Origin of the sequence: Shewanella sp. H8, assembly GCF_040285065.1 — a bacterium.
Lineage (GTDB): Bacteria > Pseudomonadota > Gammaproteobacteria > Enterobacterales > Shewanellaceae > Shewanella > Shewanella polaris.
Genome location: NZ_CP157213.1, coordinates 3,088,714 through 3,105,836 on the forward strand (window position 1 = coordinate 3,088,714; position 17,123 = coordinate 3,105,836).

Here is a 17,123-nt window from a genome sequence, read left to right on the forward strand (position 1 = left end):
CGATAAATGACAGACGAAGTAGATGAATTTGTTGATTGATTTTAATTTGACTGCAAAAGCAGTCAAATAAGTTAGGCTCGCCTATTGACTGGCGGAAGGCTCATATGTGTTAGGTGACTAGTTCACCAAACCTCTTGCCATAACTTATCAAATACCTCTGATGTACAAGCTACACCAGTAATATCTTTATATTGCATATTACAATCTAACCAAAAACCATAATTATTTAAATTGGGGCCAGATAGAACAAAATTACCATTATGATCTAAACCGATTTCTCTATAAGGTAAACCATTTTCATCAAACTCAATTAACCACTCTTTTACAAAATGAAGTTTATTTTCATAGTCAGGGTTTGCTTTTGGAATAAACCAAAATACTTTTTTAATAACCTGCTGAGATAGAGATTTTTTTAACTTCCAATCTGTCGCCAACTTTGTACGAAGATACTTCACTCTAAAGCCACCTAACGCCTCAAACAGGGGCGCGCGTCAGCGCGTCCCGCCCGAAGGGCCTTGCTGCTTTGATTTGTTAGGCGCATTTTCTGAGATATCATTGTGTTCTGATGTCAGAGTGACTTTCAAACTTTCTATCTCTTTTTCAAGAGGCACAATACGCAACTCATAAGTTACTTTAAAAGTTATAGCAGCGGCTGCACAAACCGCCACAGTTAAAACCCAAATAGGATGGTCTTTTACTTTTGACCACATAGATTCATTTATAGTGCTTTCAATCGCAGCACCTTCTGATACCGCCTCAGCTTTTGACGGAAACGGAACAGCTGAAATGAGTGTAGTCATCATTGGGTTCATTCCTTTGATAACGTCAAAATCCCAGTCAATGTCTACTGGTAAAAAGCCAGCCGATTTATCCCAGATTTTTTTAGCACCAAGACTCTTAATTAAAGATTTTTTATTGCTAGCCCGCACTTTACTGCCGTTTGCACAACTAGTGGCAACACCACCTTCAATTAAGAAAAAGTCTAATGCTGGACATTCCCGAAGGGCTAGATCTCTCACATCCTCAGCTATTACTGAGTCGCTAACTGTTATCAACAAATCTACATCTGACCGCGTACTTCTTGTTCTGTGAAGCCGAGAGCCAAATAAATACACTTCGCTAACACCATCAAACTGGTCAGTAAGGGCGCTTAACAATTTCTTTAGGGAATATGTATCGTATCGCATAATTTTTTGCGCCTAACGTTTTAGTATTTATGCGTTGCGCTGTTTGCAGGGCATAAATCGCTTGTTGGACTTGGCCGATGCCACATCCATATTAATCGGTATGTTTTATGCTATAGGAATTTGCTTTTTTACGGTAGTTGTTTTTTGTGCAGCACTTTGGCTAATCGTTTGTTCTGGTTACACCTTTTAAACTGGATTTTGAGTCGTTTCATCACTTTCCATCGTCCTGTTATCTGCTGACCACTCTCATTCATCATGATTTGCCTGCGTGGTGATGTGCGTTATCGTCTTAGCTAATTTGGTATTAACTAAGCATATCATTTCATGCTATACACCACTCTTTTTCGTTTAGCCCGACAACCTCAGCGCGGCTTCACGCTCGACTATTTTTAGCAGTGGGATTAATCCCATAAATTGTAATCGCCCCGTTTCACATTGCGGACAACTCCAATGCCCTAATCGCTCTGTTACCTTTACTTCTTTGAGGGCTTTTGTTGTCAGTTGTGAGCGAATGTTAGTCAGCTTTTTACGCCGACAACTGTTAGCCAAAAAACCAAAATGCCTTATCCGCATCACCCCTTTTGGCTGCACATGTAATACAGATATTGACAAATAGCTGCAAACGTGATAAAGTAACCCTCCTTCCAAAAGGAGGTTGTAAATGTCTAACACTTTCCTTCACAATGATTATTTACGTTCACTTCTCATTAAACATTTAAACGAGCTAAAGCAGCTTGAAGACAATAAAGAATTAATACTCTCTTTCTCGATCGGTATCTGTAATTTGGTCAATGAAAATGGCTCAGTCGTTCAGCTTTTGAAATCTATATATATGCATCAGATTAAAAGGGAGCATGACCCGTTTTGCGACCACAGAGGCGGTATGCTTGATTATTATCAAGAAACAATTTTCTTTCGTATATCACACAAAACACGAATTGATATTGGTTTATACAGCGAGATAGAAGATATGAGAATTTTACGCAATGATTACCAATGGTTTTCACTTCAAGCAATTATAAATTTCGATTCCTAATACTTAACTAATAAACAAAAAAATACTATTGATTTCAATTTTTTGGAAGGACTTCTCATGTCTACAAAAAATATTATTGATTTATTACACATGACTTGTGATCGGACTAAACGTGATCTATTGAACGAATTTAAAGTTCTTAGTTTCTGCTTTTCTAATCAAGTTCAGCGTGTGGCAGATGATAAAAAAGAAGAGTTCTACAAGGTTTTATCAGTACTGGATGTTGATGAAAACTGGTATGCAGAAGCTTCATTTCATAATTTAAACCTTATCGTAAATGTGTTCGACATCGCTGACGAAAAACAATCTGAAAATACATTTATTGTGCATGTCATTTCAATCGATGAAGAGCTTGAACAAAAATTACAACAAGATGACATTAATGCATTTTTGGAAAATGGTGGGATAGAGATTGACTAGATTACTGGACAGAATCGCCATACTAAATTCCAACGTTATTCGATGTGTTCACGAACATCCTTTGAAAGCTCAGAAATATCTTAATGGCGGAAAAATAAGGATTGTTATTTCTCCAAATTTACATGACTTGATTTGTGATCAAGTAACTGAAAAAGCTGTCGTTAAGGCACTTAAAGAACAGTTTAAAGGCAGATTGCATGACATGGACTTGTCTCAAATGGGTTATTTTAATTACAAAATTTTAAAACTGGCTTGGTTAATACAAGCCGTTAAAAAAGGCGAAGAAGGAACAATATCTGAAGATGTGTTTGACACTAAAAATAATGTTTATTGGGTAATTATAAGCACAGCTCACGGTCTAAAAAAATATCATATCAATCGAGTGCAAAAGATTAAAACCAAAGGGAATAATCATGAATAAATATTTGTTTAACATACTTTCTTTGCTTCTACTTTTACTAGCTGGCTGTGGCAGTGATGTTGGTTCAGAGACTAGCACCGTAAGTGTTGCTGGTGAGTTTAAATCAGCCTACGACACTGATCTTTATTACCCTGATGATGCGTCATTATCTGGTGGAGGTAAATGTGTTACTCAAAACAACCATTATTACTTTGAATCAGCTAGTACATTAGTTTATGGCAGCCCGTCATTACCTGACTCTGATTTTAAATTTGCAGCCACTATGGTAGAAAATAATTTGACCCGTGCCTTAAATTTAATGGGTCTTAGTAAAGCAGAGTTTGACGGATATCGTCCTCAGTACTCTCCTTTTGTTGGTGATAACATGATTCAATTCCTTGCTGAGTATGATGACACTAATGGGAATGTTCATGACATTCGAAATATCGATATCGATTTTAAAGCACCTGTTGGTTGGGATGTAATGGATTACAACACTCGACTAAGAATTCTTCACGGGTACTGGAATGTTATTTCGAATAAAAAGCAGAGTGAACTTGTTGCAGCCTACGAAAAAATCAATGGGTATGATTTAGATGATCGTAGGATTGTTCCAGACAAAATAGTTGTTTGCCTTGATGAAAACAGAACCAAAGACTTTTATGGGGTGGGTTCCATTTTAGGAATGATTATACCTCCAAATTCAATGGTAAGTCGCTCTGATGCAGCGCAGGTTGTTCTTCATGAGCTTATTCATACGATTCAAAAGAATGTTGCTACACCAGTAAGTGCAGGTGGCACTATAGACTCATGGTTTGAAGAGGGGCAAGCGACTTTTTTATCGGGTCAACGCATGGCAACTAGTACTGGTGATTACCGTCCTGTTGATGTTACGCATTATGTTGATACTGACGTTATTTTTCAAGGTGATTTTGGTCTTGCTTACGAACATTTCGCTAAAGCATATAGTTATATTGATAAAAACAGTGGTAAGAGCGCCGCATTAAACCTCTTGATTGATGTTAGAAATTATAATGGTACTGGCTCTACAGATGTTGGTTACACAGAATCCAGTGATCGTTTTCGAGATGCTTTCGATGCAAACATGCTTAAAAGCGATGGAAGTCAATTAACTCTAGAAGACTTTAGACACAACTATCAATACATTATGCTTTAGGAGTCAATATGATTGTCGAACGAGTTTATGTCATCGCGATCTTGGGCTACACGATGTATTTATTTGCAGTTGATAATTTATATGCAGTACAACGTTTCATTAGATCTGTTTTCTTTTTTCTTCCATATCAATTGTCCTTTGATGTGGCTAGTGCTCTAACAAATGACACTTTTTTGTTTATTTTTTGTCTTGGGATTCCTTTTATACTGTTTTCTGGATTTTTCAGGATAAGGCTATGAATTTAAAAACTTTTGTTAAAAATTGGTCACTTGTAACTATTGATGGCTTTCAGGTGCTATATGGTGTGGTCGTAAGTGACAGTACAAGAAGGTATCAAGAAAATGACTACGTCTGCACATCCAGGATCATTGAGCTCAAAAACAACGTAGTTACAACAAAAAGCGGCAGTGTTTATATGCTTATCGGTGATGGTACAGAATACAAAGCAAGTTACTTGCAGTTAATAGAGTTGATGAGCGGTATAAGTCCTTCCGATCTGAATTTGGAGCTTAAATAATTGAACGGCCTTTTGCTTGGTGATCACTGCGGTAGTAGCTTTGAGGGAAGCGACAAAATTCGCGGGTATAACCTCCCGCTTTTTTCACCTTCATCACACTTAACTGATGACAGTATTTTAGCTGCCGCTATTTGTTCTGAGCTGCTTAAAGGCAGCGATAACTTTGAACATGCTATGATTGATTGGTATCAAAAGTACCCACATGAAGAATATAGCTTTAGTTTTTTTAAGTGGCTTGAGCAAGACATTGGTGATTCATCTGGTAACGGCAGTGCAATAAGATCTATTCCGGCTGGATATGTTGCGGCAAGTGAAAATGAAGCAATTCACCTGGCACAAAAAATTAGTAAGATAACTCATAGTCATCATGAAGGTATGTGTGGAGCCGAATCAGTGGCCTGGTTAATTTTCAAACTTAGAAATGGTGCTGGGTTTGAAGATATTAAATATCAGTGCTATGAAAATTGGGGATATTACTTAGATTACAATCTGGAGTTTGAGCGCAAAGATAGAGGAGGTGTTTTTACTACTTCGGCATGGGATACAGTGCCTATATCGCTCTTCATTGGACTTAAATCAACAAGCGTTGAAGATGCATTAAGGACATGCATTTTCATAGGCGGCGACGTAGATTCGATGGCTGCGATTGCATGTAGTGTTGCGGAACTGATTCATGGAAAAACATCCACAAAGATGATGCGGAAGGTGTACTCAGCTAACGTAAGAAAATTCAATGATGTGCTCCTTACGTTTGAACAATTTAATAGAAATTTTTGTATGTTTTGATATAGAACATAGGTCAGGTGGCTCAGTAGTTTTTTTGATTGTTATTAGAGTAGAAGATATGTTGCGCTGCAATCAGTCTTTCCTAGCATTGACTTTAAGAAGAAATCAATATCATCGGGTTGATTTCCTTGAGGGTCGCCTTTATTTTTGATGGCTTTTTTAGCTTTATCTGTTAATGCTTTTTTACGTTCCGCTTTTTAATTTTAAGTCCGTTTTTGTATTTTTTAAACTTTTTTTGATTCTACTTGGGTATCGATAATCACATATTTTTTAAATAGATAAACCCAAGTGCCAGTATTAACGCCAATGATTTTTTTGACTGTTTCACCATATTTATTTAATTCCTTTTCTCCTATTAATTCAACATTGTATTTTTCACATGCTCTTTGAAATTTAGCAAAATCCCCGTTAACTGAATGCTCTAAAACTTTTCTGAAACAATACTCTTTCTCACATATTTGATAATCGTTAAAGGTGCCATTTAATTTAATATACCAATCAAGTTCTTTTTTTCTACGGAGTTCATATTCAGAATCGAAATGAAAATCCCCATCACCGGAGTCAGAAGAAAAAGTGTCTTCAGGTTCCATGAAATGCGTACTTATTTCTTTTAGAGTCTTTTCGTCAAGCTCTAATAAATCGCCTTGGCTATAATTCCCCCCACTATATTCAATGTGTTGGCTAGAATACTTATTTAATAAATAGTAATCTAATTTTGCACCTTGCTCTTCATCTGTTAACCTTTCTGTTAATAAACTTAATTCATTTTCAAATTCTTGAGCCGTTATAGTACAAGGCTTCGGATCTTCGTAAACAACATTCGTTGATAACTTGCCATGTTTTTTGAATTGCTTTTTAGTTGTAAGTCCTGTTCTATGGCTGATCTTACGTAAAGCATCCCATACAGCACTATAACCCTTTATTCCAAAAAAATTAAAGGCTCTAGCCCCAATGGCTGCTCTCCAGGCATCAATTTTGATAAGCATATCTTTTTCTGATTCTTTATCTAACTCTGATTTATCCTTATCTAAATCTATAACATCAACACCAACAGCCTTATTAATATATTTAAAGCAATACGATGAAGCTGAAGAAACTTTTGAGCTTTCGCCTTTTTCGGAATCTACATCGCCAATAACGATTTTTAACTGGTGCTTGCTCACTCTTGCAAAATGTTTATAAAATATTCCTTGGTTTGAAAATAACTTATCCTCTTTACTTCTATCGTAAAAAATAACTATATGCCCATGTAAAGTGCCATCTTTATTCGCTTCTGAAACTCTGCAACCAAACACATCGCCATTTTTAACACTAATATTAAAACGCTCCCAATCTCTACCTAGTGCTTTCCAGCACTCAGTTAAATATTTTTTAGATTCTATGGCGTTTTTTCTATTCCAAGACTTTCTTTGTTTAGTTGTTGTGGGGTTCGAATGATACTCAGGTGGTGCAGTCATCGTTAAAAAAGCCCAGCCAAAGCCAAGAGAAGCACTGTTCTTGGATTTTAAATCTTCCGTTCGCATTTCAGCTAAATTCTGTAAGCCTTTAATTCTCGCGTATAGTTTAGCTGCGTTTGTATTTGCGGTGTCCACGAACTCAAGTAGTGATTTATATTCACCGTTAACTAAAATCTTCTTAGAATCCAGAAACTCCTTGTTATATTCATTTTGCATTTTTCTAAAGGAAACCATTAAGCGTGAGGCATAGGCTGATTCACCTTTCTTTCCACCAACTTCTTTATTCTTTTGCGCAACGTACAACATTTCGCTTAAGAACAAACGAACCATTTTTCTTTTGCAATAATCAGCATTTAAAAAGCGTTGCTTTGATTCAAATAAAGCTTTGTCCAAGTTAGAGTTTAATCGTTCAATTCTTTCCAATATTTTTAATCGTGTTTTTTTAGCTCGAATACTTAATTCGTTTAGAGCCTCAACTTTTGATGTGATCTTTTTTCTTAATTTGGTGATTTTATCAAAGTTATAACAAAAAATTCCATAGTGAGTATGATGTGAAAAAATTGAACGAAAGTCGTAATCATTATCTCGTTTAGAATCTAGCGAAAGGTCGTTATCGCGGACTACCTTTGCCGCTGATTGAGATATGTTTACACCCAAAAATTTTACTTTAAATAAGTTGTGAGAAAAATATGGCTCTAAAGATGAGGGTAAAATAAACATATGAATTACATCGTTCGTTAAATGGAATACAATAACAATAACAAATTAAGAATCTAAAATAAACTCGAAATTCCTTTAAGCCTCTGGTTTATATGTTTATTTGTATTGTTTTTTTATTCTGCCTTATATGATTCAGTCATTTAAGTAATGTAAAACACATTAATAAAAGTTAACTTTTATTTTTTGTAAAAAGCTCATGCGGGACTTATTAATAATTATCCAAGGGGAAAACTGCGCCTTCGCTTGTTTTAAAAATTTGGTTCACTGGATGTTTCAAAGGTACCTACTAGCTCATCACTTCGCATTACTGAATTTAGTTTACTATAAAACTTTTGAATCATTTCTACACTGGTACCTACGTTGGTAGCCACTAGATAGACGTCAACGGCATCAACTAACTTTTTGGTTATATAACCATGCCGAAGGCAATAAAGACTGTAATTTAGCTCCTTTTGAGGGATTTTAAGAAATGAGCAAAGTTGTTGAAATACTTTTTCATATTGACTCGGTGTCGAAAAAGATTGGTGGTGATTAACAAAAGTTTTGAGTTGAAGCCTTATGAGTAAATATGGTTTTAACTGGAAATTTGGGTATTTTAGAACCTAATCGCAAGGTCCGAATGTGAAATACCAGAAGAGCGCTGGTTGTATATATAACAAGCGCAATTACTCAGAACAATTTTCCGCAACACTCCTAATTGTAGTGTTGCGTTACCAGTACTTTTTCTAATCGATCCCCACACAAGCTGAGCAATAGCACTAAGAAGCTTTTGTCCAAAAATGAGCTATCTAGGGTAAATCATTTCTGCCCCATTCCTTCTTACTGCGCCTATTAGTGGCGGCATTAAGCTAGATCTTGTTGACCAAATTTTAGTAATGCTACAGAGTGTCTATATAAATCAAGCCGTACCAGAGAGCGATCAGCACATCGAAGTCACTCCATTACAGTAAGGAAAATGCTTAATGTCTGCCCCAAAGAAATCCTATCCGCTCAAGAAATCGATACCACTGTCTGCTCAGAGAGGGTTTTTAACACATTTAAGTGTTAGCGGGGAGAATGAAAATGCGCGTCAAGGCATGCAACTACTACTGTCCACCCTCCGTGGCCACCAGCTCACTAAAGGGCTTGCAGCCTACACACTGAACAAAGGCAATCCATCTATCGGTTTTGGCATGGAACGCGGGAAAACCCTATTTTCGATCAAAAAAATTAAGCAGGACTTTCATTTCCACTTGAACGGCACTGATGAGCAACACAGATCCGAATGGGAATCGCTTACTAATGCGCTCGGGGTTAAATTCACTTTCAAGCAGACAATTTCTGTCAATGCACTTGGCAATAGCGCCGCCAGCAGTCATGAACTATCAAAGTTACTTCAATTCCTTGGATACTGTGAACAGTGTAACTATGTGTGCGAGTTTGTCGGTATTGAACGCCCCTCTCAGCAGTCCCAATCTGGTGCTGTTGAAGCTGATTTTAACTCTAGTCTCACTCGGAATAGTAAAGAGCAACGTGATTTCACCAAGGCATTACATCAAAAATATGGTGGCCGCTGCGTCGTCACTGGCTGCAATATTAGTAAGGTTCTCGAAGGAGCTCATATAAAAAGCTACACCGATATGGATAAGCAAGATAGGTTTCAATTTGAACCACACAACGGCTTGTTATTGCGCTGCGATATCCACGCATTAACGAGCGGCAAAGCTCCACTCATGGTATTCAAGCCACTCAAACAAAAGGGACGCATTAAAGTGCTGTTATCTAAAAAGTTGGATAAAAGTGATTACACGCCTTTCAAAGACAAAGAATTCTCTGTTGACCTTGCCACCTACCAATACATTTCCGATGTTTACAATAATTTCCTAAACCAAGGCACTGATGATTTTGGCAAGCCTTTTAGTTAATTGGGACGATAGCAGCAATTAACACTACAAAGCCTCATCGGGCAACTCTTGTTATGTGATTTGGATCGCCACGACTTCATTAGACTACTTATGCCCCATTTTGTGTTGTTAGCCATGCCTTACATTATGGCTAGCAACTCACTATGCTATACACACCTAATGTATTTTGTAGTCGAGAAACGGTAAATGAATAAAAAAGTTGTCGTCAGAAAAAGAGCAGGTTCAGGGCTCTCCCTCTTACAAAGCAGATGATTATAAACTGGGTATTGAGCCTTCAAAAGTTCAGTACAAAGCTGCATTGAAAAGAATTGAATCTATATTCGATTCAGGGCCTGGGACTCTGGAAGGTAAAGAGCTTGAAAAGCTGATCTCATTTGTCGAAGCTTATGAAGACAAGCATTACCGCATCTAATTTGACTCATTTTTGCCCCATTGCGAGTTATCGGTGCGGCAGATAACTTACTCTGTCAGTGGTGAGTTGGCCAAGTTTTAGTAATGCTAAATATTGACTAGAGTAATGGTGGCGATTCAGTTTGCTTTTAGCTTGGGTTGTTTAGTGTTAACTTTGTAAACAGGAGCACTAACAATAACTACATGGAATACAAATGTACATTCGTACGGTCGAAATTGAAAACTACCGAGCCTTCAAAAGCTTCAAGATCAAACTTTCACCACTTAGCCTAATTATCGGTGAAAACGAAGCAGGTAAAACCAACCTATTTGACGCACTTGCTCTGCCACTTAATAGCAACGACATAAGCTTCAATAAGAAACGTCTATCTGTATCGGACATCAACCGCGATGCAATCAAAGACTTTTATCAAGCTATCATCAACGGCAAGGGAGATGATGAGATCAAGGCTTTGATTCCAAAGGTTCGAGTTGAGGTCGAGTTCACTGACCCAAAGAACATTATTGAAGAAGGCGTTATTGGTAAGTGGATAATCGGAGACGAAGCCGACGAGAGTTATAAGATTCGGTACGATTTCAGGCCTAAAGATGCAGATCATTTTGTAAATAGTGCCAAAGAATTACTCGACGGCATTGAGGATATCAAAGATACACGCTGGTTTAACTTACCAATTGAGCTTTACGACTATGATGTAACGCAAAGCAATAATGGGTTAAAGGTTAGCTATTCTGATTTAAGACTTATAGCCATCAACGCTATCAACGCCGAGCGTGACGACTTTGCTGAAAATAATACACAGAAATCAAACAACATTCTGACAAAAATGCTTATTTCCGCTCTCGAGGATTCCGACAAGGCCAAGATTAACAGCGCGTACACTTCTTTCTTTGATGAAATCGAAAGTACAGAGACATTCAAAAAAATCGTTACACCTGATCCAGACTTCGAGAACTTCTTCGACGAAATTGTTGATAAGCTTGAATGTATCCCTAACCTGCCAAATTTAAAGAGCATCCTATCCAACATCACCTTGAAGTCTGGTGAAAGCTACCTATATCAGCGTGGCCTCGGGTATCGTAATCTTGTTTTCATTTACCTATTATTTGAGTTCTTCAAAAGCAACAAGAATGCACTCAACCTCTGCTGTATCGAAGAACCTGAAGCACACCTTAGCGTCAACAACCTCCGCTTCGCAACTGACTTCATATACAAGAGCACACAAAAAGGCGGCTCATCTCTACAAACGCTAATTAGCTCCCATAGCCCTCAGGTCATCAATAAACTTGAGCTAACTAACGTAATCGTCCTATCTGGAAATGAGGCTATACACCTAACTGATAGTAAGAAGCATCTCACTAACTATCTTCGTAAGCGGCCTAACTTCGATATTCTAAAACTGCTACTAAGCAATAAGACTGTACTCGTTGAAGGCACTACCGAAGAGATGCTGATCAACGCCATCCTCTACCGTAATAACAAGAATTTGAGTAGTCTTGAAGTAATATCGATCGAGCAAACTGGCTTCATAACTTTCATGGACGTCTGGTTGCAAGTCAATAAAGGCAAACCAAAGAAGAAGCTAAGCATCATACGTGATTATGATGATAATAATGCAACCAAAGACAAGCACCAAAAATACGATATCGAAAACGACAATATAAGAGTAAGAACAACTACCAATTATACGCTCGAAGACGATCTAGCTGGAACAGCTGGAAACCTTCATCGCCTAAACACGCTGTTCAACAAGACGTACAAAACCCCGAAAGATATGGCCGAGTTCCTGAAAAATAGTAAAGCCGAAAGGATGCTCAAGATTGCAGACTCTATCTTAGATGAAATGAACAAAGATCCGATCATGCTACCCAAGCACATTCTAGAAGCCTTGGACTTCATGAAATGATTGAAGTCCAAATAGCCGGAGCAGGTGCTGGTAAGACTCACGGCCTAGCTGAGAAGATCATCAAGCACTATGATGCTTCGTCATATAAGAAGATCTTTGCCATCACCTATACCAATAATGCCGCGAAGAACATTTCCGAAGCTATCATCAAGCAATTTGGATACTTGCCAGAAAATATCATAGTTTGCACTGTTCATACGTTCCTATTGAATGAGATCATTTACCCTTACTCTCCGTTTGTTCTAAATGAAATACACACCACCTCATCTCGATGCAAAACATTCTCAAACTTTCCTCCTGGCAAGTCTGAGGAAAAAAAACGACGAGAATCAGCGAGCACAATTAGCAGGCTAAAGAAGATTGGCGTGATACATGTCGATGAGACATATGCTGCGGCATGGAGAATTGTCGATGAAAAGTACTCCAAACATAGCAGCCAGAAAAAGAAGTCTAAAGTTAGGAAAGTTCACAAGTTACTAAGTAGCGCGATTGATAAGATTTTTCTGGACGAAGCTCAGGATCTTGATGAAACAGCTCTTAAGGCTTTTCAACAAATCGGCGAGAATTCGGTTGACATTTACATGGTGGGTGACCCTAAGCAAGCAATAGATTATCCAACATCTTTCACAGACTGGTTAGCTGCGAACAAAGCCAACGAAAAAGTTAAAGTACTTCCGAATATAACTACTTCTCGTAGGGTTCCACAGAGAATTCTTGACCTCTCAAACACCTTTTGCCCCAAAGGCCAAGAGCAAACTAGCTTGTCAGAAGTTGAAGGATGCCTAACATACATCACTTCTGAAGATGATCATTACGACGAAGTTCTCTGTCATCACATTGAGAATGGAAGCTTAGTGAGCATCTTCAGAAAAGAAGGTAATTACTCAACCAAACAAGCAGGGTCACTACCCGAGTTTGATCCTGAGGTAGAAGAGCTACTTACAGTAAAGTTTCCCGAATACGAAAAAGACGTGGTCATATATTCATTACAGCGTTTCTTTGCCTCCCTGTTATCCAAGAATGACAACAACAAATCAATACGTAAATTTCTTGCCAAGCTGGAAATTCCATATGACAAAGAGCTGTTCATAAAACTTTGCCGCTCGGCCGAGCAATTTAGTTCATCTAAGGACAATTCGGCCAAGTATGCAATAAGCAGCATCCAACGAACTAAGGGCTTAGAGTCTAAGGTTTGTGTCTTAATCTTAACGCCAGCGATATTCAAATACTTAATGCAGAATGGTGTAACCAAGTTCAACAAGACTTGGAATATGGTCTACGTCGCATTAACGAGAGCTGAGTCAGAGCTTGTTGTAGCAGTAGACATGGCTTTGCTTAGCAGAGGGTACAAGCATGATGACATTGTTGAGAGCCTTGAATCTATTGGGTTTGAAGTACTAAATCCGAATCTACCAAACCACAAAACCGAAGAAAAATTAGAGGAAGCCTAATATCAACCACAGATAATTGCCAAACATCCGTTTTGGGCCGTGCAGATCATGTATCAAGCTCAAATACTCGGAACAATTTTTCACTTTGCTCCAATTGGCTCTGTGTTGCGGGCGCAACCCCATAGAAAATATTATCCGAAACTCATGAATTAAAGCTAGTGACCTAACTCACTTTTGTCCATTACTGGGTTTGATACCTAAAACGTTTCAGCCCATGCGACGTGAAGTAGTATGAAGCGTTGTTCACCACGATAAGAGTGAACCATCTGTATAACCAGATGCCCCTATGGCTCTGAATAAAGTAGCGAGGTCCAGTAGTTTACTTGGCAGGAACAGAATCGCGAGAGATCGTTCATACATTCTGTCCAAAAGTGATCAAGCTTTATTATCAAAAAATAAAATTTGTCCTCTGAAAATTTATCAAACTATAATATGTCTTACGATAATGTGGTATTTAGTGAGGCATTGTGCGCTGTTAATGTAAAATCTGTTCCACTCCCCCATAAAACTGTTTTTGACTTAATTATGCTGTCTTGTCCCATCCAAAGCACAGGTCTTGAGTGGTATCGCTGTCTTCATCTTTCCATGTCATAGCGTCAGTCATCACGTTTTGCATACACTGCTGTATGTCTGATCCGTCATATACGGTTTCATTGTTAGTATCATGCTCGATAATAGACCGGCTAAGCTCCAAAGGCGTGTAAGTTCTTGCATAACCGCCGCAAAATATTAGAGCAAGAGTTTTTAAAATCATTTCCATAATTGCCTCAGCTAGCATTTCGACGTCGCCGCATCTAAAGGCTAAATCGGCATAATATTGTCCTTCATATCTGCGAACGATTACATTAAGTCTTAAACGCTTAATAGTAGATACTTGCTTTTTAGTTACTTTAACTTTCACACGTATTCCAGTAAGTCCTAAAGTAGGATTATCGCGTGCTGGGTGGTAGTTTAAGCCTTTCCGTTCAGGGTTTAAAAGTGATCCCCACGACGCATGAGTCGACGATATGTTGCTGCCACTATGAGACTTATCACTGCCTTTTAGTTTGTATGATATCCCCATACATTCACCCACTTTATCTTCGCGAGCTTCGATGGTAACACCACGTTTTTTTAATGATTTTACGTAGTCAGTAATGGTTGACGGTTTGTCATGTTCAAATACTTGTTTTATTTTAGTGCGTATTAAGTTGCGTTCGTCGACATACGAAAAATCTTTATTAAATTTATTTCCTCGAGCTTTATCGAGGCTTACAAAATCCAAATGGTCATTGCTGGCATTTTTAGACAGAAAATCAAATGAATTTTCAGGCGCTGTCAGTCCAAATTTTTGGCATATACGATCCCTGACTCGCTGTGCTTTTTCGTAGTGGTTGTGTTTTGATATTAATTTCCCGTCGCTATCAACTCGACATGCTCCGATGTGTAAATGTAAGTTTTTCTTTTCTTTATGGATGCCACCGCAAAATAAACTGTTATCAAATTCGTAGCCCATTCCAGCTTGGAATTCTTCGATCACTTCTGCCCACTGCTTATCTGTTAATGAGTCTTCATAGCGTAAAGTTAATGTTGAGTGGTTATATAGCTTTCCGTCGCGGTTAGTGCCGACATATAACCCCGCTTGCTGCTCAAATTCTGCTACCAGCTCGTCTAGGTTAACTTCTGCTGTACCATCGGTATTTATAGATATTGGGTCGTCACTTATCGCGCTGCCTTGAACAAATACTATATTGCCCATTGCGTGCTCGTGATCATCATTTGCACGCAAAAAATACTCAAGAGTTGCTCTGATACCGGATCTGTCCTGGAAGTCTTTATATATCATACCGCACCCCTTTTTTATTATTTGAGCCTATATAACCCTCTGGCCACTTGTCCCTGCCGATACACACCGGCAAGGACAAGTGGCTTTAATCCTCTGTAAATACTCTTGACTTAAGCTCGTGCAGTCTTAGTTCTAGCTCCGCAATTTCTTCTTGTAAAGTACCTATTTTAGTTTCTCTAACCGCCATTAATTTTTTAGCTGTAGTTAGTAAGTCTATATTGCCAGTCTCGCTTTCAATTGCTAATTGTTCCCAGAATTCATGGTTAACAGGCAATGTAATTTGCTTTCTAAATGTCTGGGTATGGAGTTCTTTAGTTAGTCGACAGTGTTCTGAGAGTTCAATTCTTAATGCTTTACGCTCTGACTCTGCATTTATGCCGCGTTCGGCAAGGTAGTAATAATCACGCTTAAGTGCGTTTAAATTAGTAGAGGAGATTTTGTAATGACGTCGTAAATCTTCGGCTGGTTCGCCAGGGATTAACAGTGTAAATTTTTCTTGAGCTAAAATGCTAAATACGAGGTCATACATAAATAGTCCACGCTGCTTATACTTGGCTGCTTTTGCTATGCATGTAAATAGATTGCGTTCTGCTTGGGTGGTTCTGAATGTTACCGGAGCGTCTCGGCGCTCTTCCGGATCCTTACTTGGTCTTCCGCGTTCTTTAATTTTAACATTACCGAGGCTTTGGCCCTCTTCTGGATTCTTACCTGGTTTTCTTTTATTGCACATATTAAAACTCCCGGGGCTTAGGCCCTCTTCTATTATTTTATTTACTAAGCGCAGATGACACGAAGTGGCATTGAGCACCTATCCAGCCGCAGATGACACGTAGTGACTTTGAGGACTGAACCTTTACAAGTAGGGGGGTTAAGGGGGTACGTAGTACTACCGAAAATTCCGCTGCTGTAAATATAGCTTGCCTAACACTTCATATTAAAAAAACAATTATTGTCAATTATCTATATGTTTTATATCGTTTTTATAGATTTAATTATAACATTTTACCCAATAAAAATGAGTATTTTTTATACTATTAATAATTTCAAACTTGTCATGTAAAGTGATAATTTATGAAGTGGATTTAGGGAGAGTTTTCCGATCTGTTTTAATATAAAATTAGTGCCATTAGTGGCAATAACAGTGTCACTAACGGCAATAACCGTGTCACTTGTGTATTAATTATACAAAAAAAGAGTTCATATTAAAATTATAGATAATGTCAAAAAATATAGATTCGCACTCCTGTATTGCGAAATACAAAAATTATTGCTCTATGCATTTGCGAGAGGTATACCAAAACTTATTGTTACTGCAAACCAACCTTGCGACAGTTAAAAATGAAAAAACTATAAATTGGCGCTCGCAGTCAATGAGTGCAGTTTATTTTTGCGATTAAGAGATTCGCAAGACCTAAGTGCAAACTTTGACAATAAAGAGGGCCTCACTATAGTGGTAATAAGAACTTAGTCAAAAAGTGGTTCGAGATCATTTAAAAAAGGAATACATTTGCCATGTTGTGCTCATAACTGGACAGAAACTCGTTAGAGTTAATACTCAATATTACTTTATTCATATTACGATAATTATGGAAAAACTCAAAAATCTCGGAATACTGTTTAGATTATCCTCTAACTAGGTGACCAAGTTAGCTACGCCATTTCGCCTTTTCTTTTAAAACCATTGTCATACCATTTTTATGGCCAACATATTTAGTTTAAAATAACTTTTTGATTAATGTTAGTTAAGGCGATGAGCATGGTGAGTTGATTAAAAGTAAAAGACTTGAAGACCAAGTTGCAAAGGTCATTACCTCTAACTACATAGCTACATACAAAGAAGATCTACCAATAGTTTTTAAAATTCTCGGTGGAATACTTTAGCCTGATACAGATAGTATCCCTAACGCATCATAGTTGAAGTGATCATT

16 protein-coding genes are annotated in these 17,123 nt (G+C 37.9%); 10 read left to right on the plus strand and 6 right to left on the minus strand.

Annotated elements, in window-relative coordinates:
* Positions 1-122: 122 nt before the first annotated feature.
* From ABIS04_RS13370 to ABIS04_RS13380, 3 genes are all read right to left on the minus strand, one after another.
* A complete protein-coding gene (locus ABIS04_RS13370; RefSeq protein ID WP_350431377.1) occupies positions 123-455 on the minus strand; it encodes a hypothetical protein in 333 nt (110 codons plus the stop codon).
* Between the two features lie 36 nt (positions 456-491).
* Positions 492-1,187 (minus strand): nucleotidyltransferase domain-containing protein, encoded by a 696-nt coding sequence (locus tag ABIS04_RS13375; protein WP_350431378.1) that lies wholly within the window; start codon positions 1,185-1,187, stop codon positions 492-494.
* A 348-nt stretch (positions 1,188-1,535) separates the two neighbouring features.
* Positions 1,536-1,736, minus strand: coding sequence for a hypothetical protein (locus ABIS04_RS13380; RefSeq protein WP_350431379.1), 201 nt, complete (start codon positions 1,734-1,736; stop codon positions 1,536-1,538).
* Between the two features lie 112 nt (positions 1,737-1,848).
* On the opposite strand from ABIS04_RS13380, the gene ABIS04_RS13385 reads away from it, so the two are divergent.
* The 6 genes from ABIS04_RS13385 (at position 1,849) to ABIS04_RS13410 (ending at position 5,523) form a co-directional block, all read left to right on the plus strand.
* Positions 1,849-2,223 carry a hypothetical protein gene (locus ABIS04_RS13385; RefSeq protein ID WP_350431380.1) on the plus strand — a complete coding sequence of 125 codons (375 nt, stop codon included), beginning with the start codon at positions 1,849-1,851 and terminating at the stop codon, positions 2,221-2,223.
* A 57-nt stretch (positions 2,224-2,280) separates the two neighbouring features.
* Positions 2,281-2,643, plus strand: a complete 363-nt coding sequence (locus ABIS04_RS13390) for a hypothetical protein (RefSeq protein WP_350431381.1) — start codon at positions 2,281-2,283, stop codon at positions 2,641-2,643.
* A 61-nt stretch (positions 2,644-2,704) separates the two neighbouring features.
* The gene (locus ABIS04_RS13395) at positions 2,705-3,064 is read left to right on the plus strand and encodes a hypothetical protein (RefSeq protein WP_350431382.1); all 360 of its coding nucleotides are present in this window, start codon (positions 2,705-2,707) and stop codon (positions 3,062-3,064) included.
* Entirely contained in the window at positions 3,057-4,220 is a 1,164-nt protein-coding gene (locus ABIS04_RS13400) for a hypothetical protein (protein WP_350431383.1), read from the plus strand. Before ABIS04_RS13395 ends, ABIS04_RS13400 begins: the two co-directional genes overlap by 8 nt.
* A gap of 235 nt (positions 4,221-4,455) precedes the next feature.
* Positions 4,456-4,737 (plus strand): DUF6957 family protein, encoded by a 282-nt coding sequence (locus ABIS04_RS13405; protein ID WP_350431384.1) that lies wholly within the window; start codon positions 4,456-4,458, stop codon positions 4,735-4,737.
* Complete coding sequence (locus tag ABIS04_RS13410) at positions 4,738-5,523, plus strand: ADP-ribosylglycohydrolase family protein (RefSeq protein ID WP_350431385.1); 786 nt, start codon at positions 4,738-4,740, stop codon at positions 5,521-5,523.
* Positions 5,524-5,747: 224 nt separating this feature from the next.
* Here the strand turns inward: ABIS04_RS13410 and ABIS04_RS13415 are convergent, their stop codons facing one another.
* The gene (locus tag ABIS04_RS13415) at positions 5,748-7,700 is read right to left on the minus strand and encodes a replication endonuclease (protein ID WP_350431386.1); all 1,953 of its coding nucleotides are present in this window, start codon (positions 7,698-7,700) and stop codon (positions 5,748-5,750) included.
* Positions 7,701-8,662: 962 nt separating this feature from the next.
* Here ABIS04_RS13415 and ABIS04_RS13420 point away from each other — a divergent pair.
* The 4 genes from ABIS04_RS13420 to ABIS04_RS13435 all read left to right on the plus strand — a co-directional run bounded on the left by ABIS04_RS13420 (position 8,663) and on the right by ABIS04_RS13435 (position 13,370).
* On the plus strand, positions 8,663-9,604 hold the full coding sequence (locus ABIS04_RS13420) for an HNH endonuclease signature motif containing protein (protein ID WP_350431387.1): 942 nt from the start codon (positions 8,663-8,665) through the stop codon (positions 9,602-9,604).
* Positions 9,605-9,803: 199 nt separating this feature from the next.
* Entirely contained in the window at positions 9,804-10,016 is a 213-nt protein-coding gene (locus ABIS04_RS13425) for a hypothetical protein (protein WP_350431388.1), read from the plus strand.
* 193 nt (positions 10,017-10,209) lie between these two features.
* Positions 10,210-11,919, plus strand: a complete 1,710-nt coding sequence (locus ABIS04_RS13430; protein WP_350431389.1) for an AAA family ATPase — start codon at positions 10,210-10,212, stop codon at positions 11,917-11,919.
* Positions 11,916-13,370 carry a UvrD-helicase domain-containing protein gene (locus ABIS04_RS13435; RefSeq protein ID WP_350431390.1) on the plus strand — a complete coding sequence of 485 codons (1,455 nt, stop codon included), beginning with the start codon at positions 11,916-11,918 and terminating at the stop codon, positions 13,368-13,370. The genes ABIS04_RS13430 and ABIS04_RS13435 overlap by 4 nt, the downstream gene beginning before the upstream one ends.
* A gap of 523 nt (positions 13,371-13,893) precedes the next feature.
* On the opposite strand, the gene ABIS04_RS13440 is transcribed toward ABIS04_RS13435, so the two are convergent.
* Both ABIS04_RS13440 and ABIS04_RS13445 read right to left on the minus strand, forming a co-directional pair.
* The gene (locus tag ABIS04_RS13440; protein WP_350431391.1) at positions 13,894-15,195 is read right to left on the minus strand and encodes a relaxase/mobilization nuclease domain-containing protein; all 1,302 of its coding nucleotides are present in this window, start codon (positions 15,193-15,195) and stop codon (positions 13,894-13,896) included.
* A gap of 85 nt (positions 15,196-15,280) precedes the next feature.
* Entirely contained in the window at positions 15,281-15,925 is a 645-nt protein-coding gene (locus ABIS04_RS13445; protein ID WP_350431392.1) for a hypothetical protein, read from the minus strand.
* Positions 15,926-17,123 lie beyond the last annotated feature (1,198 nt).

What these genes read in the sequence shown, in the direction of transcription:
- ABIS04_RS13390 (WP_350431381.1), top strand. Translation starts at nt 2,281, where the DNA reads ATGTCTACAAAAAATATTATTGATTTATTACACATGACTTGTGATCGG.
- ABIS04_RS13445 (WP_350431392.1), bottom strand. Translation starts at nt 15,925, where the DNA reads ATGTGCAATAAAAGAAAACCAGGTAAGAATCCAGAAGAGGGCCAAAGC.
- ABIS04_RS13435 (WP_350431390.1), top strand. Translation starts at nt 11,916, where the DNA reads ATGATTGAAGTCCAAATAGCCGGAGCAGGTGCTGGTAAGACTCACGGC.
- ABIS04_RS13430 (WP_350431389.1), top strand. Translation starts at nt 10,210, where the DNA reads ATGTACATTCGTACGGTCGAAATTGAAAACTACCGAGCCTTCAAAAGC.
- ABIS04_RS13420 (WP_350431387.1), top strand. Translation starts at nt 8,663, where the DNA reads ATGTCTGCCCCAAAGAAATCCTATCCGCTCAAGAAATCGATACCACTG.
- ABIS04_RS13385 (WP_350431380.1), top strand. Translation starts at nt 1,849, where the DNA reads ATGTCTAACACTTTCCTTCACAATGATTATTTACGTTCACTTCTCATT.
- ABIS04_RS13400 (WP_350431383.1), top strand. Translation starts at nt 3,057, where the DNA reads ATGAATAAATATTTGTTTAACATACTTTCTTTGCTTCTACTTTTACTA.
- ABIS04_RS13405 (WP_350431384.1), top strand. Translation starts at nt 4,456, where the DNA reads ATGAATTTAAAAACTTTTGTTAAAAATTGGTCACTTGTAACTATTGAT.
- ABIS04_RS13375 (WP_350431378.1), bottom strand. Translation starts at nt 1,187, where the DNA reads ATGCGATACGATACATATTCCCTAAAGAAATTGTTAAGCGCCCTTACT.
- ABIS04_RS13415 (WP_350431386.1), bottom strand. Translation starts at nt 7,700, where the DNA reads ATGTTTATTTTACCCTCATCTTTAGAGCCATATTTTTCTCACAACTTA.
- ABIS04_RS13440 (WP_350431391.1), bottom strand. Translation starts at nt 15,195, where the DNA reads ATGATATATAAAGACTTCCAGGACAGATCCGGTATCAGAGCAACTCTT.